The following is a 24,188-nucleotide window of genomic DNA, read 5'->3' on the forward strand; positions in this document are numbered from 1 at the left end:
NGCTCACGATGCGCGGGCCGGTGCCGCGCTCGGCCAACAGGTTCAGGCCGCGCACCGCGTCGGTGTGATCGTCGGCGATGACGAGGGCGCGGTGCGACAGGGACGCCCGCGTGGTCGCCAGCGAGAAGCCGACGTCGACCGCCGGCGTCCCGTCGGCGACGACGGAGGCGAGGTGACGGGCCTGCTCGCGCAGCGCCGCGTCGCTTCTGGCCGACAGGACGAGGGGCAGCGGTGCCGCGTCGTCGACAGCGAGCTGTGCGGTCGGGACCTGCGTGCGGGCCTGGTCGGCATGCGGTGCCCGCTCGAACTGTTCGAGGATCACGTGGGCGTTGGTGCCGCTGATGCCGAACGACGACACGCCCGCGCGCCGCGGCCGGTCGGCGGCCGGCCAGGCGCGCGCCTCGGTCAGCACCTCGACGGCCCCGGCGGACCAGTCGACGTGGGGTGTGGGCTCGTCCACGTGCAAGGTGGCGGGGAGCAGCCCATGCCACATAGCCATGATCATCTTGATGACGCCCGCCGCACCCGACGCGGCCTGAGTGTGGCCGAGATTGGACTTGACCGAGCCCAGCCACAGCGGATCCGCACGGTCCTGGCCGTAGGTCGCCAACAGCGCCCGAGCCTCGATCGGGTCTCCCAGCCGGGTGCCGGTGCCGTGGGCCTCGACCGCGTCGACCTCGTGCGGCGCCAGGGCGGCGTCGGCCAGCGCGGCGCGGATGACGCGCTGCTGCGCCAGGCCGTTCGGCGCGGTCAGGCCGTTGGACGCGCCGTCGGAGTTGACCGCGCTGCCCCGGACGACGGCCAGAACGGTGTGCCCCGCGCGCAGGGCGTCGGAGAGGCGCTCCAGCACGAACACGCCGACGCCCTCGGCGAATCCGGTGCCGTCGGCAGCGGCGGCGAACGCCTTGCACCGGCCGTCCGCGGCGAGCCCCCGCTGCCGGCTGAACGCGGTGAACGTGCCGGGCCCGCCCATCACGGCGACGCCCCCGGCCAGCGCGAGCGTGCACTCGCCGCGACGCAGCGCCTGGTCGGCCAGGTGGAGGGCGACCAGCGAGCCGGAGCACGCGGTGTCGACGGTGAGCGCCGGCCCCTCGAAGCCGAACGCGTAGGCGACCCGACCGGAGACGACGCTGGGCGCGTTGCCGGTCAGCAGGTAGCCCTCGAGGCCGTCCGGGGCTTCGTGCAGCCGAGGGCCGTACTCCTGCGGCTCGGCGCCGATGAACACGCCGGTCGCGGTGGAGCGCAGCGCGCCCGGGTCGATGCCCGCCCGTTCCAGCGCCTCCCACGAGGTCTCGAGCACCAGCCGCTGTTGCGGATCCATCGCGGCGGCCTCGCGCGGGGCGATGCCGAAGAAGTCGGCGTCGAACCCGGCGGCGTCCGGCAGAAAGCCGCCCGTGCGCACGTAGCTGCTGCCGGGGGTGTCGGCGTCGGGGTCGAACAGCCCGTCGAGGTCCCAACCGCGGTCGGCAGGGAACCCGACGCTGACGTGGCGCCCGTCGGCGACGAGCCGCCACAGCGACTCCGGGGACGTCGCGCCCCCGGGATAGCGGCACCCGATCCCCACGATCGCGACGGGGTCGTCGGCGGCGGCAGCGACTCGCCGGGGTGTGGTGGAGTCAGCCGGCGCCTCCTCGCCGACCAGCAGCGTGCGCAGGTGCCGGGCCAGGGCCGCCGGGGTGGGGTGCTCGAAGGCGACGGTGACCGGCAGCGCCAGGCCGGTGTCGGCGCTCAGCCTGCCGTGCAGCGCCACGGCGCCCAGCGAGTCCAGGCCAAGGTCCCGCAACGGCCGGTCGGGGTCCACCGCAACCGTGGACGCGGGCCGGAACTCGCGGAGCACCGCGGCCACGCGGGTGTGGACGAAATCGGCCAGGAACCGGTCCCGCTCGCCGGCGGGGAGCATGGCGAGCCGGTCCGCGAGGGTGTCGTCAGTCGTGCTCATCGCCACGCTCCGCTGTCTGTACGAGGTGTCCGGCGGACAACGCCGGCAGGGTCCCGGTGGTGAGCGCCGCCGTGTCGTAGGTGTCCCGGACGTAGGACAGGGACGACAGGAAGCTCGACGAGCTGACCGTCCGGCCGCGGATCTCGCCGACCACTCCGGCGAGGGGAAGGGCACCGATGTCGGCCCAGCCGAGCCTGCCGTCGGCGTCGAGCCGGCCGCGGGCCCGGCCGGCGTTGGCCGGGTGCAGGCAGTAGGGGATGTCGAGCAGACCGCGCGCGAAGGCGCGGACCAGCGCGTTGCCGATGTCCGGGGCGCAGTCGAGCACGGCGTCCACCAGTGCTCGCGCCTCCCGGTACACCTGGCCGCCGTCCGGTTCGGCCGCCCCGATCCCACCCGCCAAGGTCCCGGCAGCCAAGGTCCCGAAAGCCCGGTCGGCCGCCGCAGCGGCATGCTCGAGCGCCGCGACGTTCTCGGCGATGGTGGGGATGCGCTCGGCCTCGGCCACCGTCTTGACGATCAGCCGCTGCGCTCCGGTGCTGACGGCGAGTTCGGCGGCCCGGGCGAGCAGGTTGCGTGCGCCGTCAGCGGTGCGGGGAAATCGCCCCATGTACGCGTAGATGACGACGTGCCAGTCCGTCCCGAGCAGCAGTTCCGCGCAGAGCCGTCGCAGCGCGGCGACGGCCTCCCGGTCCTGGGCCGGGTGGGTCTGCTGCGCGTAGCTCACCGAGACGCTGCGGATCCCGTGGCGTTGGAAGAACATGGCCTCCAGCACGCTGATCGCCACAAGTTGGCTCGGCGGGCAAAGCTGGCCCATCATGCAGCCGCCGAACGTTTCCAGGTGCGGTTCTCCGGCGGCGCCGAGCAGCAGCTCACAGCACTCCCGCCAGTTGCGGACCGCCTCCGTCAGCGGGGTGCGGCCGTAGGGGAGGCAGTACGACACCGGGCCGCCCTCGGTGGCGTGCAGACCCGCCGCAACGGTGGCGCGGGTGATGTCCTGCGGCCGGGCGGAACCGTGCCGCACCTGGACGGGGAACTCGCCGTCATGCACGCCTGCCAGCACCCGGCGGGTGGCGGACAGGGCGTGGCTGAGGATCGGGTACCCGTTGAGCTCGGTGCCCTCGCGCAGTGCCCTGGTGGCCGAGGCCGGGTCGCCGAGCCGGGTGAAGCTGTCGAGCGTGATCGTGCCGACCGTGGTGGCGGCGGCCCCCCGGGTGGCGACGAGGCCGGCGCGCATCAGGGCGGGGTCGGCGAAGCCCATGCGAGGCTGCACGACCAGTGCCCCGGCCGCGTGCCGCCGGCGGACGAACTCACCGAAGTGCACGGGGCGCTCCCTCGGCGAGCTCGGCGACGAACCGGCGGAACAGCACCGTGCTGTCGGCGTGATCGTCGAAGACCGCGTCGAAGCCCGCGTCGAGCAGGTCGTCGATGTGCCGCCCGCTCAGGCCGCCGCGGGTACCGAGCTGCCCGCCGATCACGACCGGAAGGTCCCGCAGTCCCGTGCCGCGCAGAGTGCGGATCAGCTCCAGCCCCTCCTGGTAGCCGTGGCCGTTGACACTGCTGAGGACCACCAGGGCGGGCCGGTGGCGGTCGCAGGAGGCCACCAGCAGGTCGGCCGGCACGCACGGCCCGAGGTTCACCACGTCGTGGCCCAGTTCCTCGATCAGCAGCTGCAGGTAGACCAGGTTCCAGGTGTGCGCGTCGGAGGCCAGGCCGCTGACGATGACGGTGCGGCCGGGGTACGAGGCGGCGCGCAGCGCACTCACCGGCCGACCGCCGCGAGGTACGTGCGCCGATGCTCCAGCCGGGAGGCGGAAACCACCTCGCCGCCCCGCACGGTCACCTCGCCGGGCGCCGGGCGCCCCAGGAAGGCGAGCAGACTCGCGGTGAGGCCGTAGGCGCCGACGTTGGGGATCGTGACGAGGTCGCCGACGTGGAGCGGCGGCAGGTCGACGTTGCGTCCGAGGGTGTCGCCCGGCGTGCACAGCGGACCGGCCAGTGTGCCCGGCTCGGTGGCCTGCTCAGCCTCAGCGGCCTGCTCAGCCTCAGTGGCCTGCTCCGGGCGGTCGAGCGTAACGGCGACCGGCAGCAGGCGACCGAGCCCGGACAGACCGCCGAGCGCGTTGATGCCGGCGTCGAGCACGACGAACCTGCTGCCGCGGCCGACCTTGATGTTGACCACGCGACTCACCAGATATCCGCTCTCGGCCACCAGGTAGCGGCCCGACTCGCACGCGAGCCGGGGCGAGCCCGACCGCCAGCGCGGCAGAGATCGGTCGAGGATTCGGGCGAGTTCCGCACGCAGCTTGGGGTACGGCGTGCGGGCACCGGGCACCGCGTACGGAGCCGCGAAGCCGCCGCCGAGGTCGAGCAGGTCCAGCGGCAGCCCGAGGTCGCGTTCCAACCCCGCGGCGAGCTCGGCGACGTGCCCGTACTCGGCGAGCAGGTTCTCCTCGTCGGTGGCGTTGCTCATGGTGTAGAAGTGCGCACCGACGATCCGCGTGCCGGGCGCTCGGATCAGCTCGGGCAGGACGTCGGCCAGGGTCTCGCCGTCGATGCCGAACTGGGACGGCCGCCCCGTCATGCGGATACCCGTCGAGGCGTGCGCCGTGGGACTGTTGACGCGCAGCAGGCACTGCGCCACCGCGCCGGCACGCGCCGCCGCGGCGCCCACGTGCCGCAGGTCGGACGGGGACTCGACGGAGAACAGCCGCACGCCGCGGCCGATCGCCTCGTCCAGTTCCGCGTCGGTCTTGCCTGGGCCGGTGTAGAGGCAGTCCTGCGCCCGGTGGCCCGTGGCCAGGGCTGCGTGCAGTTCGCCGGTCGAGCTGATCTCGGCCCGGCAGGTCCGGCCGGGCCCCTCGCGCAGGACACCGACGACGTCGGGATGCGGGTTGGCCTTGAGCGCGTAGAAGAGCTCGAATCCCTCGGGCAGCGCGGCGAAAAGGCTGTCGCGGGCGGCGACGACCTGGTCGAGGTCGTAGACGTACAGCGGCGTGCCGTAGCGCTCGGCGAGCTCGGCGAACCGGGTCATGCGCGGGCCCCGTCCAGCAGCCGGGTCAGTTCTGCGGTGGCGTTCTTGCCGTGCGCGGTGAGCGGGAACTCGGCCACGACGTGGCAGATCGCCGGCACCTTGGCCGGTTCCAGCCGGCGCACGAGCTCACGCAGCACGGTGTGCGCGGGCAGATCGGCCTCCACGCACAGGGCGAGGTCGCGGTCCTCGGTCGGCGGGATGGCGCCGGCGGCGCGGACTCCGGGGATGTCCATGGCGGCGGCCTCGATCTCCAGAGTGCTCATGCGGATGCCCTTGCGCTTGAACATGTCGTCGCGGCGGCCCTCGAAGTAGAGATAGCCCTCCTGGTCGAGGCACCCGTAGTCGCCGGTGTGCAGGCGCAGGTTCCCGGTACGGACGTCGCGGCGGAACGTGCGGGCGGTCAGCTCGGGCGCGCGCCAGTAGCCGGGCATGACGTGCGGGCCGGTCACCACGATCTCGCCGGTCCGGCCGACGGGTAGTTCGTCTCCCCGGGCGTCGAGAATCAGGACCCGGGTGCCGGGCAGCGGCCGGCCGACCGAGTCGGGGCGTTCGCCGTCTTCCTCCGGCGGCATGATGGAGATCCGTTTGCACTCGGTCTGGCCGAACTGGCGGACCACGCGGGCCGTGGGGAAGGCCCGGCGCAGCTTGTCGATGGTGGTCGGCGGCAGGGCGGCCCCGGTGTTGGTGAACATGCGCACCGGCGCCCGCTGCACGCCGGTGCTGTCCTCGCGTTCGGTGAGGGCAGCGATCATCGTGGCGAGCGAGGGGACGATCGGCACGATCGTCGCGCCCACCTCGCGCATCCGCCGCAGCAGGACGAGGTCCGACTCGTCCCCGGCCAGCACTATCTGCGAGCGTCCGAGGCAGGCGAGCAGCACCTTGTACAGGCCGTAGTCCCACGACATCGGGAATCGGCAGAAGACCACGTCGTCGGGCCGGTAGCCGAGGACGGCGTTGATGGCGGACGAGGCGAAGATGATCTGGGCGTGTGGCTCGGTCACGCCCTTCGGCGCGGCCGTGCTGCCGGAGGTGTAGACGACCACGGCGACGTCGTCCGGGCGGGCCGCCACCGGCTCGGCGCGGGTGCCGTGCTCTCGCAGCTTCTCCACCCGGTTCCAGACCGTGCTGAATCCGTGGCAGGGCGGTCCGCCCAGGTCGCGGATCCGCCGCAGGTCGCCGTCGGTGCCGACGATGAGCCGCGGTTCGGCGTTGTCGATGACGGACCGCAGGTGGAAGGGCTTCATCGACGGATTGATCGGAACGAACACCGCGCCCCGCCGGGAGGTGCCGTAGAGCATGGCGGCCAACTCCCGCGTCGTCGGCAGTTGGACGAGTACCCGGTCGCCGAGTCTGACGTCCTGCTCGGCGAGCCAGGCGTCGAACGCGTGGCTGAACTCGGTGAGCGTGCGGTAGGTCCACATCCCCCCGGCGTCGCGGACGGCCGGGGACTCCGGGAGTTCGGCCACCGCCTCGTCGAGGAGGGAGTGCATGAACGGGCCACCCGATGGTGGATTCACATCGTCCACTTTCTCTGGCTAGTTCCGGGACTGCGCGAGCAGGTCGTGCGCGTGCGCCGCGAGCCTGGCACGGTCGACTTTCCGGTTGGCGTTCAGGGGAAACTCCTCCACCCGGTGGTAATGGCGTGGGATGACGCCGTCGGGTAGCACCTCGCGTAGGCTTCTGGCGAATTCCACGGGCGGCACGGGCGGGCCGGTGTAGAAAACGACGAGTTCCGTTCTGCCGCCCCTCGGCAGGCCCACCGCGACTGCGTCGCGCACCGGCGCGTACGTCCGCAGGGCATGTTCCACCTCGGCCAGTTCGATCCGCCAGCCCTGCACCTGGACCTGGGAGTCCGACCTCCCCAGATAGGCCAGCTCGCCGCCGCCGACCCGCCGGACCCGGTCACCAGTGCGGTACCAGCGGCGGCCGCCACGTGCCACGAATCGGCCGTGGTCGTCGCCGGGGTCGAGGTACCCGGGGCTCATCTGCGGGCCGGTGACGCACAGCTCGCCCTCGTGCCAGGCGGGTCCGCCGTCGCTGTCGAGCAGCAGGTGCTCGTGCCCGGCGTGCAGGGTGCCGATGGGGACGACGCCGTTGACGGCCAGCCGCGGCGACCGCTGGGCGGACCAGCGGTGGGCGGCGATCGTGATGGTCAGCTCCGTCGGGCCGTACAGGTTCTCCAGCGCCGAGCCGGGCGCGGCTTGCTGCCAGTCGGCGGCGTCGCGGCACTGCAGGGCCTCCCCGGCGAACAGGCTCCAGCGCAGGCCCGGCATCGTGCCCGGGCCGAGGCCGCCCATCCGGCGCACCAGACCGATCGCGCTGGGGGTGGAGAACCACACCGTGACCCGGTGCTCCCGCACGAAGGCAGGCAACTCGCGGTAGGCGTGCGGCGGCACGGCCAGCAGCGACGCGCCGGCGCCCCAGGCGTTGAAGACGTCGAACAGGGCGCAGTCGAAGTTGAGGTCGAAGGTCTGCGAGAAGACGTCGTCGGGACCGAAGTCGTAGCGGGCGTCCAGGAGCCCGAAGTAGTGGTCGGTGGCACCGTGGGTGATGACCACGCCCTTGGGGCGCCCGGTGGATCCCGAGGTGAACAGCACGTACGCGGGATCGTGCGGCTCGACGGCCCGGGGCCGGTCCAGCCCGGTGGACGACGTGCTGTCGGGTGCGAGCACCGCGATATCCCGACGGTCCGTCAGCAGCCGCGACAGCATGGCCGCTCCGCGGTCGTCGACCAGGACCGCGGTGGCGCCCACGGCGTCCAGCATCTGCCGGGTGCGGGTCACGGGAAAGTCCGGCCGCAGGGGCACGACGGCGGCGCCCGCGTAGAGCGCGGCGAGGATGCCGACGTACGCGGTGACGGTCTTTCCCGCGAGAACGCCCACCGCCTGCGGCCGCGCCGGGCCCAGGGCTCCGGCCCACCGCAGGGCCCGCTCGTGCGCCTCCTCGTAGGTGACGGACTCGGTCCCGGCCCGGACCGCCACGCCGTGCGGAGCCAGCGCGAGCCCGCGCAGAAATCGCGAGTACAGCGCCTTCCCGGTTATTCCGTCCATCGTTCTCCTGCGTCCGGAAACGAGCGTTTCTCTTGAGTAACCCAACGCGGACTGGCATACTCCGGATCAGGCGTCACCACCAGGTCAACGCGAGTTTCGATCAATCCTGGAGCACACCATGTTGGACATCCATTTCGAAGAACTTCTGCGCCAGCACCTGCCGTTCCTCCCCGCCGACGAGACCCTTCATGACAACACCTCGCTACGCGAATACGGTCTTGATTCACTGGGCACGGTCGAACTGCTCTCCACACTTGAGGCCGAATATCGGATCCGGTTCTCCGAGGAGGCGTTGACGCTGGAGACGTTCGCGACGCCGGCGTTGCTGTGGAGGGCACTGTCGACGATGCGCTCACCGACCGGTTGACGCTGCCGGCGGGTCGGCTCCTCGCCGGGGCTGCAGGGCGAGCATCGGGTTGACGGCGATCACCTCGAAGTTGCTCGTCGTGCAGCCCACCCGGCCGAACAGGCTGTCGGGCCCGGCGACGCAGACGGTCCCCACCCCCAACCGCCGCAGGCCGGCCACGACATCCGGCCAGCGCAGCGGCCGCACGAAGCTGTCCAACAGCATGGTGCGGACGCCTTCGGCGTCGCCCACCACCGAGCCGTCCTGATCCGCCACGAGCGGCAGCGTCGGGTCGGCGAAGTCCACGTCGGCCAGGATCTCCGCACCGGCCTTGCGCCGCAGTCCGCCGAACGCGGCCGAGTGCATCGGCGGGCGCATGGTGTACAGGGGCAGGCCGCCGAGTGCCCGCACCGCTCGTTGCAGCCACTCCAGATCGCGCTCCCGCAGCGACACCATGAAGAAGTCATGGTCGATGTGGCAGGAGATGTCGTTCCACCCACCGCGCGTGGTGAGGTCGTCCAGCATCTCGCGCACCCGTTCCTCCGGGACGCGGACGAACGACTGCGTCACCACGTCCCGGTGTTCGACCGCGAAGTACTCCTGAAGGCAGCGGGCCAGCCGTGCCGTCATCGAAACCCCGTCGTCGAACGACAGGGAGCCGACGCGGACGGTCGCGGGCTTCTCTCCGAAGCTCGGCCCGGTACACACGTCCGGCACGACGCCGAGCTCGGCCTCCGCCCACTGGGCCAGCGCCAGGCAGTTCACAAAGAACGCGACCTGCGCATACTCGGAGTAGTCGCCGTCGGTCTCCTCGAAGCGGTCCACCAGCGAGTACCCGAGGCGTTCGTCGGCGGCCGCGACGAGCCGTCTGGCGTAGGGGTTGAGCAGCATGAACCGGGCGACATCCGCGAAACGGGACGGGCTCATGCCCGGGAACACCATCGCGGTGCCGGTACGGTCGAGGTCGTCCATGGCGTCGTCATGTCTCCAGGCTGGTGAGGAAGTCCGCCACGACCGTGCGGAAGAGTTCGGGCTCCTCGAGGTGGGGCACGTGGCTGGAATCCTCGAAGATCTCCCAGCGCACGTCGGGGACGAGGTCGTGGAACGGCCGCACGGTCGCGGGCGTCGCCTCGTCGTACCGACCCGAGAGGATCAGGGTGGGTACGGCGATGTCGGGCAGGCAGTCTTCGACCGACCAGTCCCGTAACCTGCCGGTGACATGGAACTCGCTCGGGCCGTTCATGGCCGCGTACACCGTCGGGTTGTCGGCGGTCTCCATGAACGAGGCGAGGTAGTCACGCGGCCACGGGTCGATCCGGCACACGTGGCGGTCGTAGAAGACGCGCATCGCCTCGAAGTACTCGCGGGTGTCGGTGGTGCCCGCCGCCTCGTGCCGGCGCAGCACCGCGTCCACGCCGGGTGGGAGCGCGGCGCGCAGCACCTCCATCTCCTGACGCCACAGCGGATACGAGGCGGGAGCGTTGGCGATGATCAGTCCACGCAGTCCGGCCGGCCGGTCCGCGGCGTGCCGGGCGGCCAGCATGCCGCCCCATGACTGCCCGAACACCACGTAGTCGTTCGCGACGCCGAGCTCCCGCACGAGGTTGGCGAGCTCGTCGAGGAACAGCTGCGGGGTCCAGAACTCGGGGCCTGCGTCGGGCAGTCGGGTGGACCCGCCGTTGCCGAGCTGGTCGTAGTGCACGACCGCCCGGCCGTCCTCGGCCAGGCAGCACAGGCTGAGAAGGTAGTCGTGAGTGCTGCCCGGACCGCCGTGCACGACCACCAGCGCCGACCGTGCCTCGTCTGTGGTTCCGGTGACCCGGTACCACGTCCGGTAATCCCCAAAGCGCACCCAGCCCTTGGCGTTCCCAGCCGCCGCCATCCTGGTCACCTCACCCGAGCCATGTGCCCGCGACACGAGCACCATGCCCATGCTGCGGCCGGCCGCGCGGCGGAGCAGCCCCTAAAGCGCAGGGGTTGCGCAGGGGTTGCGGGCGCCCTCGCCCGCCTCCACGGTGGGGCTCACTATGGAGAGCCAGGAGAAGCTGCTCGACTACCTCCGACGGGTCACCGCCGAGTTACAGAAGACCCGTGCCCGCGTCACCGAGCTGGAGGCGGCCCGGCACGAGCCCATCGCGATCGTCGGCATGGCCTGTCGGCTGCCGGGCGGCGTGTCGTCGCCCGAGGAGCTGTGGCGCCTGGTCGCCGACGGGGTCGACGCGATCGGCGGGTTCCCCACCGACCGCGGGTGGGACCTCGAGGGCGGGTACAACCCCGACCCCGACGTGCCGGGGACGTTCTACGCCCTCGGTGGCGGCTTCCTCGACGACGTGCAGGGTTTCGACCCGGCGTTCTTCGGGATCTCGCCACGGGAGACGCTGGCGATGGATCCGCAGCAGCGGTTGCTGCTGGAAACCTCCTGGGAGGCGCTGGAACACGCCGGCATCGATGCCCACACGCTGCGGGGCAGCAGGACCGGTGTCTTCGCGGGCGTGGCGTTCGACGGTTACGGCTCGTCGACGCCGGTGGCCGGAACAGACGGATACGTCATGACGGGACAGCAGACCAGCGTGGCCTCGGGCCGCATCTCGTACGCGCTGGGCCTGGAGGGGCCGGCCATCAGCGTCGACACGGCCTGCTCGTCCTCCCTGGTGGCCACGCATCTGGCCGTTGCGGCTCTGCGGAACAACGAGTGCACCCTGGCGCTGGCCGGTGGTGCGGCCGTACTGCCGTGTCTCGACGGCTTCGTGGAGTTCTCCCGGCAGCGAGGACTGTCGCCGGACGGGCGGTGCCGGGCGTTCGCCGCCGCCGCCGACGGTACGGGCTGGGCCGAGGCCGTGGGCATGCTCCTGCTGGAGCGGCTGACCGACGCGCGACGCCTGGGCCATGACGTGTTGGCGGTGATCCGCGGCTCGGCGCTCGGCCAGGACGGCGCCTCGAACGGGCTGACCGCGCCGAACGGCCTGGCGCAGCAGCGGGTCATCCGCGCCGCGCTGGCCGACGCGGGGCTGTCCGCCGCCGAGGTGGACGCGGTGGAGGCGCACGGCACGGGCACCCGGCTGGGTGATCCGATCGAGGCCCAGGCGCTGCTGGAGACGTACGGCCAAGCACGCGACCCGCGGCAGCCGCTGTGGCTGGGGTCGTTGAAGTCGAACATCGGCCACGCCCAGGCCGCCGCGGGCGTGGTCGGCGTGATCAAGATGGTCGAGGCGCTACGGCACGCGGTGCTGCCCCGTACGCTGCACATCGACGAGCCGACCCCGCAGGTGGACTGGTCGGCGGGCACCGTCCGGCTCCTCACCGAGGAACGCCCCTGGCCGGACAGCGGCCGTCCGCGCCGCGCCGGAGTGTCCTCGTTCGGGGTCAGCGGCACCAACGCCCACCTGATCCTGGAGCAGGCTCCCGACCCGGAACCGGCACCCGACCCGGAACCGGCACCGCAGGACAGCGGCTCCCCGATGCCGGTGGTGCCGTGGGTGCTGTCGGGCAGGACGCCCGAGGCGCTGCGGGGCCAGGCCCGGCGCCTGCTGTCCCATCTGGCGGGCCGTCCGGACCTGCGGGTCGTCGACGTCGGGTTTTCGCTGGCGACGGCCCGGTCGGCGTTCGAGCACCGAGCCGTGGTGGTGGCCGACGGCAGACCCGCCCTGCTGGCCGGAGTGCGGGCGATCGCCGAGGCAGTCCCCGTCCCGGACGTACGGCGGGGATTCGCCCCCAACCGGCAGGGCCCGGACCACCGTGACCGGCCCGAGGCCGGGATGTCCGTGCAGGCCGCGGCCAGGCTGCACGTCGACGGCGCACGGGTAAACTGGCATGCCGTCTTCGCGGGCTCCGGTGCCCGCAGGGTCGAGCTGCCCACGTACGCCTTCCAGCGGGAACGGTACTGGATCGCCCCGGCGACGTCCGCCCCCGCCGAACCCGGCGCGTTCGGCCTGCTGTCGACGGGGCACCCCCTGCTGACCGCCGCGCTCGAACTCCCCGGTGCCCAGGGTGTCGTCCTCACCGGCTGGTCGTCGGACCCCGGTCACCTGGGTACCGCAGCCCTCGTCGAGATGGCCATACGCGCGGGCGACGAGACCGGCTGCTCCACCGTCGAGTCCCTCGACGTCCACGCGCTCGTGCGGGTACCGGCGCATGGCCGTGTCCAGCTCCAGGTAGCCGTCGGCGCCCCGTTCGACGATGGTTCAGCGCGTCCGGTCACCATCCACGCCCGCGCACATCAGGACGGCAGGACGGGGCCGTGGCGGTGCCACGCCACCGGAACTGTCACCGACCGGGTCCCGGCCGCGGATTTCATCCTGGAGGCATGGCCGCCTGACGGCGCCGAGCCAGTGGACGTCGCTGGTCGCGGTCCGGTGTGGCGGCGCGGCGGCGAGTTGTTCACCGACGTCCGCCTGCCGGCGGACGATCCAGCGGCGGACGACGTGGCGCGGTACGGCCTGCATCCCACGCTGCTGGATGCGGCCGTCCGCCCGCTGCTGACGGGCGCGGGACGGGGTGGTCGGCTGGCGCTGTCCTGGCGCGGGTTCGGCCTGCTCGCCACGGGTGCGACAGCGCTGCGTGTGTGGCTCACGCCCGACGGTCCGGACGCCTGTCGTCTGCGGGCGGCCGACGAGTACGGGCAACCTGTGGCCGAGGCCAGGTCGGTGGTGCTGCGCCTCGCCCCCGAGGAGGCCGAGGAGACCGGGGAGATCAGGCAGACCGAGGAGCCGCTGGCCGGCGCCCCGCGCCCCAGGCCGATCGTCCGGCGCAAGGTCAGTGCGTGGGCGCGGCGCACCGACCTGACGGCCGGGCGGCTGTCCACGCTGGATGCCGACGAGCAGGAGAATCTGCTGCTCGATCTGGTGACGACCGAAGCGGCGGCGGTACTGCGTCGCGGGGGCACCGGCGGCCTGGACCCCAATACCCCGCTCACCGCCTTCGGCCTGGACTCGCTGACCGCCGTCGAGCTGCGCAACCGGCTGACGTCGGCGACGGGCCTGTCCCTGCCCGCGACGGTGGTGTTCGACTGCGGCACCGTGACCGCGCTGGTCGCCCGGCTGCGCCTCGGGATGCTCGACGGTCCGGATCACCCGGCGCCCGGCGTCGACTTCACGGCGGAGATCCGGCTCGCCGAGGACATCGTCCCGGCGCAGGAGGTCCTGCGGGTGGCCGCCGATCCGGGACACGTCCTTCTCACCGGCGTGACCGGGTTCGTCGGTGCCTTCCTGCTGCGCGACCTCATGCGGTCGACCCGGGCGACGGTGCACTGCCTGGTGCGGGGCGCCGACGCGGCGAGCGCCCGGGAGCGGCTGCGGGCCAACCTGACGTGGTACCGGCTCTGGGACGAGATCGTCCCCGACCGGCTCTCGGTCGTCGTGGGCGACCTCGCCGCGCCGCGTCTCGGCCTGTCCGAGGAGGACTTCAACAGGCTCGCCCGGACCGCCGACGTGGTTTACCACGCGGGGGCGAGCGTGAACTGGCTACTGCCGTACGCGTCGTTGAAGGCGGCCAACGTCACGGGCACGCAGGAGGTGCTGCGCCTCGCCGCCCGGCACCGCACCGTGCCGGTGCACCACATCTCGACCACGGGCGTCTTCACGCCTGCGACGCACGGCCAGCCCATGGCGCCGGACGACCCGACGGGCCCGCCGGAGGACCTGTCGACCGGCTACCGCCAAAGCAAGTACGTGGCGGAACGGGTCATCGGGCTGGCCAGGGAGCGCGGGTTGCCCGTGTCCGTGTACCGGGCCGACGTCGTCTGCGGTGACCAGCGGCACGGCGCGTGTCAGACCCGTGACTTCGTCTGGCTGAGCCTCAAGGGGATCCTGCAGGCCGGCATGGTGCCCGACGAGGCCGACACCTTGTTCCCCATGATTCCCGTGGACTACGCCAGTGCCGCCGTGGTGACCCTCTCCCAGCAGGATTCGGCGGCGGGCCGGACGTTCCACCTGTACAACCCGGCGCCGATCAGCTTCCGGAGCATGGTCGACCGCCTTGGCGCGGCCGGGTACGCCCTGACGGAGACGCCATGGGAGGAGTTCGCGGCGACGGTACGCGCCGACCGCGGTAACGCGCTGTTCCCCGTGCTCGACACCTTCGCCGCACACATGGCGGGTGGCGCCCGCCTCTATCTGGACATCGACGTCGACACCACCGAGCGCGCGCTCGCCCACGCGGGAATCACCTGTCCACCCATCGACGACGACCTGTTCGCCCGGTACACAGCCTTCTTCGCCGACACCGGCTACTTCCCGCCCCGGCCGAGCTGACGTCGAGCTGACCGAGAGCGTCAACTCGCCCCAAGCTCCTGGTCGATGAGGGAGAACAGGTCCTCGGCCGTCGCCTCGTCGAGCCGGACCGCCTCGCCCCCGCCCGGTGCGGCGAGGGGCGCGTCGAGCGCACCGAGCAGGGCACGCAGCCGTGAGGTGATGCGGATCCGCTCGACCTCCGCACGCGGCAGCCGAACCGCCAGGTCCTCCAGCCGGTCGAGCGCGGCCAGCGCCGGGTTCGAGTCGGCGCGGGAACCAGCCTGCCCATCCGCACCGCTCGTCAGTTCGGCGGCCAGGTGCTCGGCGAGCGCCTCGGGGGTGGCGTAGTCGAAGACGACCGTGGCCGGCAGTCGTAGTCCGGTGGCCGCCGCGAGCCGATTGCGCAGTTCGACCACGCCGGCCGAGTCGAAACCGAGATCGGTGAAGGCGCGCGTCGGGTCGACGTCGGTCTGATCGTGGTGGCCGAGCACCACCGCGGTGTACGCGCGCACCAGCCCGAGCAGCTCACCGCCGCGGTCCGCGGCCGTCAGACCGGCCAGCCGCGCGGCGAGCAGTTCGCCCGCGGTACCCTCGGCGGCCGTCAGCTCGGCAACCGCGGCAGGGATGGTGGCCGTGGCGGAACCCTCGATCCAGTACCTCATGTGCTGGAAGGCGTACGTGGGCAGATCCACCCGGCGGCCCCCGGGGCAGAAGGCGGCCCAGTCGACTGGTACACCGCGTACGTGCAGTTCGGCCGCCGAGGTGGCGAACCGTTCCAGGCCGCCGTCGTCCCGGCGCAGTGTGCCGGTGACGACCGTCGGGCGGTCGGTACCCTCCAGGGTCTCCTGGACGCTCATCACCAGCACGGGGTGCGGGCTGACCTCGACGAAAGCGCTGTACCCCGCGTCGGCCAGGCCGCGGATCGCGGGCGCGAACCGCACCGTCCGACGAAGATTCTCGAACCAGTAGGCGGCGTCCAGCTCGGAGCCCCGCAACCAGGTGCCGGTGACCGTGGACAGCATCGGCACCACCCCCCGGTCCGGCCTGACGGGTGCCAGGTCGGCCAGCAGCCGGTCACGCAGGAGGTCCACCTGGGGCGAGTGGGAGGCATAGTCGACCGGCACCCGCCTGACCCGGACGTCCTCGGCAGCGAGTTCGCTCCCCAGGGCGTCGAGGGCATCATGGTCGCCGGAGAGCACCATCGAGCGCGCGCCGTTCTCGACGGCCACCGACACCCGGTCCCGCCAGCGTTCCAGGCGCGGCTCCACCTGTGCGGCCGACAGGCCGACCGCGAGCATGCCGCCGCGGCTGCCCAGCACCTCGCCGATCGCGCGGCTGCGCAACGCCACGATCCGTGCCCCGTCCTCCAGGGACAGCGCCCCGGCCACGCAGGCGGCGGCCACCTCGCCCTGAGAGTGTCCGACCACGGCGTCCGGGCACACCCCATGTTCCCGCCAGAGGGCGGCCAGGGACACCATCACCGCCCACAACACCGGCTGCACCACATCCACCCGCTCCAACGACGGCGCCTGCGGCGATCCGCGCAACACCGCGTCAAGCGACCAGTCCACGAACGGCTCCAGCGCCACCTCGCATTGCGCGACACGCTGCGCGAACACTGCGGACTGCGCCAGCAGATCGGCCGCCATGCCCGCCCACTGACTGCCCTGACCGGGGAACACGAGCACCGTCCTGCCCCGGACGTCCGCGATCCCGGTCACCGCCTGCCCGGCGGACCCTGCCGCCAGTTCACGCAGCCCCGTCATCAGCCGCGTCCGTTCCGAGCCCAGGGCCACGGCCCGGTGCTCGAAGGCCGTACGACCGGTCACCGACGAGAAGCCGACGTCAACCGGGCGCAGCTCCGGGCGCTCCCCCGCGTACGACGCCAGCTGGTCCGCCTGAGCGCGCAGCGCTTCGTGCGTCCGGCCGGACACCACCCACGGCACCACCGGCAGTGGGGAACCGCTGTCCCCCGGCGCCGGTCCCAGGTCGGGCGCCTGCTCGAGGATGACGTGGGCATTGGTCCCGCTGAATCCGAACGAGGACACTCCGGCGCGACGCGGACGGCCGCTGTCCGGCCATCGTCGTCGTTCGGTCAGCAGCCGGACGGCACCCGCAGACCAGTCCACCTGCGGGGTCGGCCCGTCAACGTGCAGCGTACGAGGCAGCACCGCGTGCCGTAGCGCCTCGACCATCTTGATCACGCCGGCCACACCCGCGGCGGCCTGAGTGTGACCGATGTTCGACTTCAACGACCCCAGCCACAAGGGACTCTGCCTGCCCTGGCCATAGGTCGCCAGCAGCGCCTGAGCCTCGATCGGGTCACCCAGCGGCGTCCCCGTTCCATGCGCCTCCACCACGTCCACGTCGCGCGGCTCCAACCCCGCGGCAGCCAGGGCCGCGCGGATCACCCGCTGCTGTGACGGCCCGTTGGGGGCGCTCAGGCTGCTGCTTGCGCCGTCCTGGTTCACGGCGCTGCCGCGGACGAGCGCCAGCACGTCATGGCCGTCGCGGCGGGCGTCGGACAGCCGCTCCAACAGCAGCACCCCGACGCCTTCGCTCCATCCGGTGCCGTCGGCCGAGGCCGCGAACGACTTGCACCGGCCGTCCGGAGCGAGGCCGCGCTGCCTGCTGAACTCGACAAAGATCTCCGGTGTGGCCATCACGGTCACGCCCCCGGCGAGTGCCAGGGCGCACTCTCCCCGGCGCAGCGACTCCATGGCGAGGTGCAAAGCCACCAAGGAGGATGAGCACGCCGTGTCGACACTCACCGCAGGGCCTTCAAGACCCAGCGTGTACGCGATCCGGCCGGACACCACGCTTCCGACACCGCTGTTGCCCGGGTAGTCGTGGTGCATGACACCGGCGAACACGCCGGTACGGCTGCCGCGGAGGGCGCCGGGCACGATTCCGGCGCCCTCGAGCGCCTCCCACGAGGTCTCGAGCAGCAAACGCTGCTGCGGATCCATTGCCAGTGCCTCGCGCGGCGGGATCCCGAAGAACGCCGGGTCGAAATCACCGGCCCCGTCAAGAAATCCACCGTGCCGGGCATAGCTGGTACCCGGCCGCGTGCCGAGTGGGTCGTACAGCCGCACGAGATCCCAGGCCCGATCCTCCGGGAACGGACAGACGGCGTCCCGACCGTCCGCCGCCAGCTGCCACAGGTCCCGCGGGCAGGCAACGCCACCGGGATAGCGACAGCCCATCCCGATGATGGCGATAGGCTCTGCCGCACGCGCCTGGACGGCGTGCAACTCGCGTCGAGCCGCGCGCAGGTCGGCGGTCGCCCGCTTGAGGTAGCCGAGCAACTTCTCCTCATCACCGTGGGCTGTGCCGGCTCGGCGGCTCATGCGCCCTGGCCCACTGTTGACCGGAGTACCAGCGGCAGTTCCTTCCGGCCGACGACATGGAGTTTGCGGTAGATCTGCGTCAGGTGCTGTTCGACCGTGCTCACGGTGATGAACAGGTCACTACTGATCTGGCGGTTGGTGTGTCCCTGCGCAGCCAGCACTGCGACCCTCCATTCGGCGTCGCTCAACGGCAGCTCGGTATGCCGGGCGACGATCCCGGCGGGCGCGTTGTCGGTGTACCGCAGTTGCGCTGCACGGTAACTCAGCGTCTCGTTTTCGATCTGGCTGGGATTCGCGATGACGACTTCTCGCGTACCGGGATGCCGGAATCTTCCCTCTGCGCACAGTATCCCGGACGCGCACAACATGTGCATCAGCTTCGTGACATGGGCCTGGTCGAGCCCCAGCAGGGCCGCCAGCAGGCGTGGCGTGGCGGAGTCGCCGAGCACGCCCACAGCCTTGACAAGTGACGGCATCACGCCGTCGATCCGCTCGACCGTGCTGAGGACTGCGTGTTGGAAGGCGTCGCCGATGACGAGCCGCAGGGTGCTCTTCGGGTCGGGGACTGCCGTCAGCCGATCGTCGATCAGGGCGTTGACCAGCAGGGGGTTTCCTCCGGTCGCAGCGTGGTAGTCGGCGGCCAGCAGGGTGGCGGTCTGCGCATCGAGCCGCTCAGCGAGCACCTGTGCCACACCGGGCTCGGAGAGCAGAGCGAGCCTGATCACTCGACAGTTACGGTGCCGACGCAGCTCGGACAGCGAGAGAGGGTCCGCAGGTACGGCACCGGAGGTCAGTGCCAGCAGTACCGAGACCCGAGTCGTTCGCGACCTTTTCAGAAGGTGGACGAGGATCGCCAGGGAGTGAGTGTCCGCGTGATGGGCGTCGTCGACCACGATGAATATCGGAGTCGACCGACTCAACTCGACGATCAACGAACACCACGCGTGCAGAAGATCCCACCGAATATTCTGGTCGCCTCCGTCGCCGGACATCCCGAGCAGGACGGCAGTACTGATGGCCTCGTTGAGCTGGGTGTACGGTGCTTCTTCGTCGGCCGGCACGAGCTGGCTGAGAATCCCGAACGGGAACGTGCGCTCCCGGCGTGTCCCGGCCGCCCGGAGGACGCGAAACCCGTGCACGAACGCCTGCCGGGTGATCGTGGCCGCCAGCTCGGACTTTCCGGACCCGCTGGGACCCTCTATGATTCCGATCCTGCCCTCATGCGTGTCGTCCCCGCAAAACAGGTACTCCAGTCGGGTGAGCTCCGACTCTCTTTCCGTGAGAGTCGCCCACGAAGATACCCTGTCAGTGCAGGTGGTGCCCCAGTCCGCATGTTCCTGATCCAGCACGTTCCAACACCTCCGTTATTCCTGTTCTCCATCCTTACCCGTCGGTGCATGCCGTGGTGGGGACTTCATGAGACATTGACGCCCGGCCGGCGGATGCTCACAACTCTTTGACACTCGCCAGATCACTCACCCGGAGCTGGGCGACCGTCCTCCTGGCTCACCACGCCGGCTGCCCGCTGCAGGACCGCGAACTCGTTCTCCTGTTGACGATCACCGTCATCGTCGTGACCCTCAACGCCCAGGGCTTCACCCTCGCCCCGCTGGTCGGACAGCGAGGAGCGCCTCGACGCGGATCACCGTGATGTTCAGGACCTCCGCGATGCGCTCCTTCGACCAGCCGTTCTCCGCAAGGTCGTGGACGACGTCGAACACGGTCGGCTTAGGGTTGGCATCCGGTCCACTGCCAGCGGCGGGGATGGGACACTCCGCCTCACGCAGAATGCCGTGGCGGTGCGGGCGACCACTGCGGCGGCGCGGCCAACTGGCCATGAGCGTGGTCCTTCCGTGAAGCCAACGGCGGTGAAGATGGGAGGAGTCTCCCGCTGGCCGGATCTGCAATCAGGTTATCAGGGTGGCGAAGCGGCGGTGATGGTGCTCCGTCAGCGGCACGTAAAAAAGCGCCGCGTCCCCGTCACTGTTCCGTTAATGACGTCGACGGCCGCTGGGGGCGATGCTTGACTGCCGATTTACATCCTTCTTCCGGGAGTCGGCGTAGGTGATGGTCTGAATGGCCCTGCAAACCGGAACCGCGCCGGTCGGCCCCGCGTCGTTCTCCGCCAGATCGTCACCGGCGCCGGCGGGCACCACCTCTTCCACCACCCCACCCACATCCCCGCCCGCGGGCAAGGCGGCGAGCGGGCACCGGCGGTTCACCGCGTGGCGCACGACGCCAGCCCGACTCCGGCTCCTCGCCGGCGCGGCGGTCGCCGCCGCCCTCGCCATGCTCGGCGCCTTCACCCTCGCGGTCACAGACGCGCGGGACGGGCTGACGCTCATCGGACACCATGATGGGCCGACCGTGGTCGCCACCTCGAACCTGTACTTCGCCCTGGCCGATATGGACGCCCAAGTGGCCAATGTGCTCCTGGTCGGTGACCGCACCGATCTGGGGAGCAGCCGAGGCAGGGCGCTGCAGACCTATGATCAGCGCCGCCAGGAGGTCGCCGACTACCTGCAGCGGACCGGCGCGATCGACGGCGAGGATCCGGTTGTCGGCGGCGAACTGCGCGGCTTCCTCGTCGCGCTGGGCCGGTATGAGGCCTACGCCGCGCAGGCGATCCTGGTCGAAGGGCAGTCGCACCCGGCGCCCGGCCGGCCGGCCGCCCTCGCGCTGGGCCTGTACCGGCAGGCCACCGACGTGATGCACCAGCAGTTACTCCCTGCTACGGAGCGGCTCACCGCCCGCAGTGCGGCGCTGGTGGCACGCGAGTACGCCGGCGCCCGCTCAGCCCTCGCCCACTCGTTCGCCCTGGTGATCGTCTTCGGTGGACTCCTGCTGATCCTCCTCGGCGGGCTGCAGATCTTCCTGGTCCGCCATTACCGCCGGCTGGTCAACCCCGCTGTGCTGGTGGCGACGCTCGCCGCGCTCGTCCTGTTCACCACGGGTGTGTCGACGCTCGTCCACAGCCGGGAGAACCTGCGGGCCGTGAAGAAGGACGCCTTCGACTCTGTCCTCGCTCTGGAACAGGCCCGGGCGGTGAGTTACGACGCCAACGCTGACGAAAGCCGGTACCTGCTCGACCCGCCCCGGGCCGGTCGGTATGAAAGCGCCTTCGCCGGCAGGTCCCAGCGGCTTGCCGATGTGGGTCTCCCGAGTGGTGTCGCCGGGTATGACGCGGCCTTGAACCGGGGGCTGGCCGTCTACCGGGCCGATGGCACGGTCGTGTTCGGCGGCTACTACGGCACCGCGCTGCGCAACATCACCTTCCCTGGAGAAAAAGCCGCCGCCGACCTGACCCTGGACCGTTACCAGGTCTACCAGCTCGCCGACCGCACCATCCGTCGCCTGAACACGGCCGGTGCCGTGGACGAGGCAATCCGCTTCTGCACCGGCTTCGGGCCAGGCGATTCCAATGCCCTCTTCCGCGACTACGACCAGGCGTTGACGGCATTCATCGGGGTCAACACGAAAGCGTTCACCAGAATGGTGAACAAGGGCGACAACGACCTCTCCGGCTGGAACTGGATGGCGCCGCTGGTCCTCATCGGCAGCGCGGCCCTGATCCTCCTCGGCGTCCGGCCACGCCTCGCCGAGTACCGCCGCTAGCCGGGACCGGGACCGAGACCGCGTCCAATGCCCAACCGACTGCTCGCTACCGGTCTTCTCCGGCGGACCTGTCGGCGGCGAACCGGACCCACTCCTGCTCCCACGCGACAAGGCGACGGCGCTGCTCGAGGCGTCGGACCAGGACCGAACCGGCCACCAGCACCGTCGCGGTGGCGGCCAGGGTGACCAGAACCGCGACCAGGGTCCGCGAGACGGTGGCCATGCGGGTGGTCGGGGCGGGGACGATCGCACCCTGCCCGTCGGTCCAGACGGCGAGGGTCGAGCCGGGTCGAAGGTCGCCGTCCACGCGGTGAACGGCGATGCGGGTTCGACCGTCGCGGTCGATCCAGCGGATCCGGGCAGGTACATCGGCCGACGTCGCCGCGCGCTCGGCCGGTGCAACCACATCCATGGACAGGACGACCACCTGCGTACGGACGCGGCCGGCGTCCGCACGCTCCCGGCGGCGGCCATCCTGCCAGGCGAGCGTGCCGAGAATGGCGGTGGCGACCAGCCCGGCTACGAGCACGAGGACGAGGAAAGCAGCGCCGGCACGCTCCAGCCGGCTCCACGGGCGCGCCAACGCGTTCTCTGTGGAGATCGGTCCCCGGCCACCAGACGAGGCTCCGCGCATTCGACCATCCTGTCATAACCACCGGTGCTTGCCTTAGTCACAGCCCTCGGCTGGCGGAACAGGGCGGCGCGGCTGATCGCTCCGCATGTTTTTGCTCATTACAGCCGGGTGTCAGTGTAGCCGTGTGTCAGCTCAGCGTAATCCGGAGCAAATCCCGATCATGTTCTTTCTGCGTGGCGTTGGGCTGTGCGGGCGGTCGCGGAAACACGACCCGTGCGTCAAACGGGCGTAGATGTTTGGCGCTTGCCCGTCCAAACTGCGTAACCGCGGCTTCCTGTCGAGACGGAAGGGCGGCTACGTTGGCTGTCTGCAAGCGCGAAGTGCGGGCCGGAAACGGGCCCGCGGCGGGCCGTCACCGCGCAACGAGGCGGTAGAGAAGGAGACAGGGTGTCATGACGCCTGCGACTACGATTACTCCCCGCCCCGCCGAGCCCGATACCGGCGGCGGCGCCGTGGAGGCGCCCCGGCGTGAGCCGGCTCGGGCCGCCGTCGCGATCCTCGCGGGCCGCGGCGAGAGTCGGGAGCCCTACGAGTGGCTGGCCGCGAGGCTGGCGCTGGACGGGTACACCGCCACTGTGGTCCCGGAATGCGGGAACGTCGCACAGGCGGTCGCCGAGGTCCGCCAGCCCCGCCTGTCGTTCGTCCTGCTGGGTTCCGACTCCGGTGCGTTGTCGATGCTGTCGATGGCACGCTCGCCCGCCCTACGTCCGGACGGGCTCGTCCTGCTCGGCCTGCCGTTGCTGCACGTGCCGGTCGCGGGCGTACCCATGGCCGATCCGCCGCGGGTGCTGCCGGATCTGCCCATCCTGCTCATCCACGGTCGTGACGACCAGATCAGCCCGCTGTCGCTGGTGCGGATGAGCACCCGGACGGTGAACCAGACAGAACTGGCCGTGGTCCCAGGCGGGCACGCGGTCCTGGGCGGGCCGGGACGGCGCGCTGTGGCGGCCCAGGTGCTGCTGTTCCTCGAAGGCCTACTTGACCGCTGACCGGAGGATCTGTGCGACGCTGCCGATACGACGATGGAGCCACGCGCGGGTTGGAGTCCCGGCGACCTCGTGGGACCCGCACTGCGGCGTCCCGACGGACGGACCCGAGCCTCGCCGCCAGTCAGGAGTTCTGGCGTCGCGGCGCGGACCGCGGCGGCCCTGCGCGCGTACGGCATTGACATCACCGGTCCGCAACAGACCAAGACCCACGCCACACTCGACTTCTTCAGCACGCGACCGCCAGGAACAGGGTGATCGCAGGGCTGACCGCTGACGGACCACCGGCTGGCGCACCCGTCTCGGGTCTCGCCGACGCCCGCTCCGCTGGCCTTGGGGAGAAATAGTCAAGACTTTTGGGTGGTGATCGTTAGGCGGCTTGAGTGACGGGTGTGGTGGTGGGTCGTTCGACGAGCTGGCCGGCTTCGAAGGTGGCGCCGGCACGGACGAGGGCGACGAGGTGGGGTGCGTTGACCGCCCGCCAGCGGGCCTGGGCGGCCTCGATGAGCGTGAACGCCATGGCCAACCCCGCAGCGCGGGAACCGGGGCCTTTGGTGACCCGGGTGCGGTGACGGACGGTCGCGAACGTCGACTCNATCGGGTTCGTGGTCCGTAGATGCACCCAGTGTTCAGCGGGGTAGTCGTAGAACGGGGTGAGTCCCACCGCGTGGTGTAGATCGGGATCGGCTGGTTGATCGTCCGGGGTGGGGTGTGTCGCTCCGGGACAAAGACGGCCACCGCGTGTAGCTCTGTGTGAACCGACCAAAGTTCCACGGAGAGGACACACGCGATGGCCTTGGATGATTCTGCCCTATCCGGTCTGCTGGAGCTGCTGCGGCATACCGATGCTGGTCAGGTGATGCGGGAGCTGCTGCGGTTCGGTCTGCAGGCGCTCGTGGACGCGGAAGCCGACGCGCACGTCGGCGCGGCCCGTTACGAACGGTCGGCAGCCCGGACCACGCAGCGCAACGGCTCCCGGGAACGGACCGTGTCGACGACCGCCGGGGACC

16 protein-coding genes and 2 pseudogenes are annotated in these 24,188 nt (G+C 71.2%); 6 read left to right on the forward strand and 12 right to left on the reverse strand.

The annotated features are described in order from the left end of the window. Position 1: 1 nt before the first annotated feature. The 6 genes and pseudogenes from FF36_RS38650 to FF36_RS21555 form a co-directional block, all read right to left on the reverse strand. Positions 2 to 1,945: pseudogene (locus tag FF36_RS38650) on the reverse strand (type I polyketide synthase); the annotation flags it as partial. Continuing rightward, a complete protein-coding gene (locus tag FF36_RS21535; protein WP_044886949.1) occupies positions 1,926 to 3,260 on the reverse strand; it encodes a methylaspartate mutase in 1,335 nt (444 codons plus the stop codon). The gene FF36_RS21535 and the pseudogene FF36_RS38650, both read right to left, overlap by 20 nt. Then, positions 3,247 to 3,702, reverse strand: a complete 456-nt coding sequence (locus FF36_RS21540; RefSeq protein WP_044886950.1) for a cobalamin B12-binding domain-containing protein — start codon at positions 3,700 to 3,702, stop codon at positions 3,247 to 3,249. Before FF36_RS21540 ends, FF36_RS21535 begins: the two co-directional genes overlap by 14 nt. Continuing rightward, complete coding sequence (locus tag FF36_RS21545; protein WP_044886951.1) at positions 3,699 to 4,970, reverse strand: type III PLP-dependent enzyme domain-containing protein; 1,272 nt, start codon at positions 4,968 to 4,970, stop codon at positions 3,699 to 3,701. Before FF36_RS21545 ends, FF36_RS21540 begins: the two co-directional genes overlap by 4 nt. Further along, the gene (locus FF36_RS21550) at positions 4,967 to 6,487 is read right to left on the reverse strand and encodes an AMP-binding protein (RefSeq protein ID WP_220386519.1); all 1,521 of its coding nucleotides are present in this window, start codon (positions 6,485 to 6,487) and stop codon (positions 4,967 to 4,969) included. Before FF36_RS21550 ends, FF36_RS21545 begins: the two co-directional genes overlap by 4 nt. A gap of 18 nt (positions 6,488 to 6,505) precedes the next feature. Further along, on the reverse strand, positions 6,506 to 8,020 hold the full coding sequence (locus FF36_RS21555) for an AMP-binding protein (RefSeq protein WP_044886953.1): 1,515 nt from the start codon (positions 8,018 to 8,020) through the stop codon (positions 6,506 to 6,508). 118 nt (positions 8,021 to 8,138) lie between these two features. Between FF36_RS21555 and FF36_RS21560 the strand changes: the two genes are divergently transcribed. Further along, complete coding sequence (locus FF36_RS21560; protein ID WP_044886954.1) at positions 8,139 to 8,387, forward strand: acyl carrier protein; 249 nt, start codon at positions 8,139 to 8,141, stop codon at positions 8,385 to 8,387. On the opposite strand, the gene FF36_RS21565 is transcribed toward FF36_RS21560, so the two are convergent. Beyond that, positions 8,373 to 9,338 carry an ACP S-malonyltransferase gene (locus FF36_RS21565; RefSeq protein WP_044886955.1) on the reverse strand — a complete coding sequence of 322 codons (966 nt, stop codon included), beginning with the start codon at positions 9,336 to 9,338 and terminating at the stop codon, positions 8,373 to 8,375. The genes FF36_RS21560 and FF36_RS21565 overlap by 15 nt on opposite strands. A 7-nt stretch (positions 9,339 to 9,345) precedes the next feature. Continuing rightward, complete coding sequence (locus FF36_RS21570) at positions 9,346 to 10,248, reverse strand: proline iminopeptidase-family hydrolase (protein ID WP_044886963.1); 903 nt, start codon at positions 10,246 to 10,248, stop codon at positions 9,346 to 9,348. A 145-nt stretch (positions 10,249 to 10,393) separates the two neighbouring features. Between FF36_RS21570 and FF36_RS38655 the strand changes: the two genes are divergently transcribed. Then, positions 10,394 to 14,614: a type I polyketide synthase gene (locus tag FF36_RS38655; RefSeq protein WP_052681284.1), complete on the forward strand. Its 4,221-nt coding sequence runs from the start codon at positions 10,394 to 10,396 to the stop codon at positions 14,612 to 14,614. Between the two features lie 20 nt (positions 14,615 to 14,634). Here FF36_RS38655 and FF36_RS21580 read toward each other — a convergent pair whose 3' ends face one another. Both FF36_RS21580 and FF36_RS41525 read right to left on the reverse strand, forming a co-directional pair. Continuing rightward, complete coding sequence (locus FF36_RS21580) at positions 14,635 to 17,943, reverse strand: type I polyketide synthase (protein ID WP_052681285.1); 3,309 nt, start codon at positions 17,941 to 17,943, stop codon at positions 14,635 to 14,637. Beyond that, positions 17,940 to 19,292 (reverse strand): helix-turn-helix transcriptional regulator, encoded by a 1,353-nt coding sequence (locus tag FF36_RS41525; RefSeq protein WP_044886956.1) that lies wholly within the window; start codon positions 19,290 to 19,292, stop codon positions 17,940 to 17,942. The genes FF36_RS21580 and FF36_RS41525 overlap by 4 nt, the downstream gene beginning before the upstream one ends. A gap of 107 nt (positions 19,293 to 19,399) precedes the next feature. Between FF36_RS41525 and FF36_RS35020 the strand changes: the two genes are divergently transcribed. Both FF36_RS35020 and FF36_RS21590 read left to right on the forward strand, forming a co-directional pair. Continuing rightward, positions 19,400 to 19,594 carry a hypothetical protein gene (locus FF36_RS35020; RefSeq protein WP_128423353.1) on the forward strand — a complete coding sequence of 65 codons (195 nt, stop codon included), beginning with the start codon at positions 19,400 to 19,402 and terminating at the stop codon, positions 19,592 to 19,594. A gap of 425 nt (positions 19,595 to 20,019) precedes the next feature. Beyond that, a complete protein-coding gene (locus FF36_RS21590) occupies positions 20,020 to 21,558 on the forward strand; it encodes a hypothetical protein (RefSeq protein WP_052681287.1) in 1,539 nt (512 codons plus the stop codon). A gap of 46 nt (positions 21,559 to 21,604) precedes the next feature. On the opposite strand, the gene FF36_RS31665 is transcribed toward FF36_RS21590, so the two are convergent. Next, complete coding sequence (locus tag FF36_RS31665) at positions 21,605 to 22,141, reverse strand: Rv1733c family protein (RefSeq protein WP_052681288.1); 537 nt, start codon at positions 22,139 to 22,141, stop codon at positions 21,605 to 21,607. A 443-nt stretch (positions 22,142 to 22,584) separates the two neighbouring features. Here FF36_RS31665 and FF36_RS21600 point away from each other — a divergent pair, with 443 nt between their 5' ends. Next, positions 22,585 to 23,181, forward strand: coding sequence for an alpha/beta hydrolase (locus FF36_RS21600; RefSeq protein WP_044886957.1), 597 nt, complete (start codon positions 22,585 to 22,587; stop codon positions 23,179 to 23,181). 367 nt (positions 23,182 to 23,548) lie between these two features. Here FF36_RS21600 and FF36_RS21605 read toward each other — a convergent pair. Further along, positions 23,549 to 23,773: pseudogene (locus FF36_RS21605) on the reverse strand (IS256 family transposase); the annotation flags it as partial. A 195-nt stretch (positions 23,774 to 23,968) separates the two neighbouring features. Here FF36_RS21605 and FF36_RS21610 point away from each other — a divergent pair. After that, positions 23,969 to 24,188 (forward strand): transposase (locus FF36_RS21610; RefSeq protein WP_199865322.1); only part of this gene is annotated, 220 nt, incomplete at its 3' end.

Origin of the sequence: Frankia torreyi, assembly GCF_000948395.1 — a bacterium.
Classification (GTDB): Bacteria; Actinomycetota; Actinomycetes; order Frankiales; family Frankiaceae; genus Frankia; species Frankia torreyi.

Bases quoted from the DNA above. Each gene is read 5' to 3' on its own strand.
- FF36_RS21555 (WP_044886953.1), bottom strand. From the start codon at position 8,020: ATGGACGGAATAACCGGGAAGGCGCTGTACTCGCGATTTCTGCGCGGG.
- FF36_RS38655 (WP_052681284.1), top strand. From the start codon at position 10,394: ATGGAGAGCCAGGAGAAGCTGCTCGACTACCTCCGACGGGTCACCGCC.
- FF36_RS21590 (WP_052681287.1), top strand. From the start codon at position 20,020: ATGGCCCTGCAAACCGGAACCGCGCCGGTCGGCCCCGCGTCGTTCTCC.
- FF36_RS21565 (WP_044886955.1), bottom strand. From the start codon at position 9,338: ATGGACGACCTCGACCGTACCGGCACCGCGATGGTGTTCCCGGGCATG.
- FF36_RS21600 (WP_044886957.1), top strand. From the start codon at position 22,585: ATGACGCCTGCGACTACGATTACTCCCCGCCCCGCCGAGCCCGATACC.
- FF36_RS21545 (WP_044886951.1), bottom strand. From the start codon at position 4,970: ATGACCCGGTTCGCCGAGCTCGCCGAGCGCTACGGCACGCCGCTGTAC.
- FF36_RS21570 (WP_044886963.1), bottom strand. From the start codon at position 10,248: ATGGCGGCGGCTGGGAACGCCAAGGGCTGGGTGCGCTTTGGGGATTAC.
- FF36_RS21560 (WP_044886954.1), top strand. From the start codon at position 8,139: ATGTTGGACATCCATTTCGAAGAACTTCTGCGCCAGCACCTGCCGTTC.
- FF36_RS21580 (WP_052681285.1), bottom strand. From the start codon at position 17,943: ATGAGCCGCCGAGCCGGCACAGCCCACGGTGATGAGGAGAAGTTGCTC.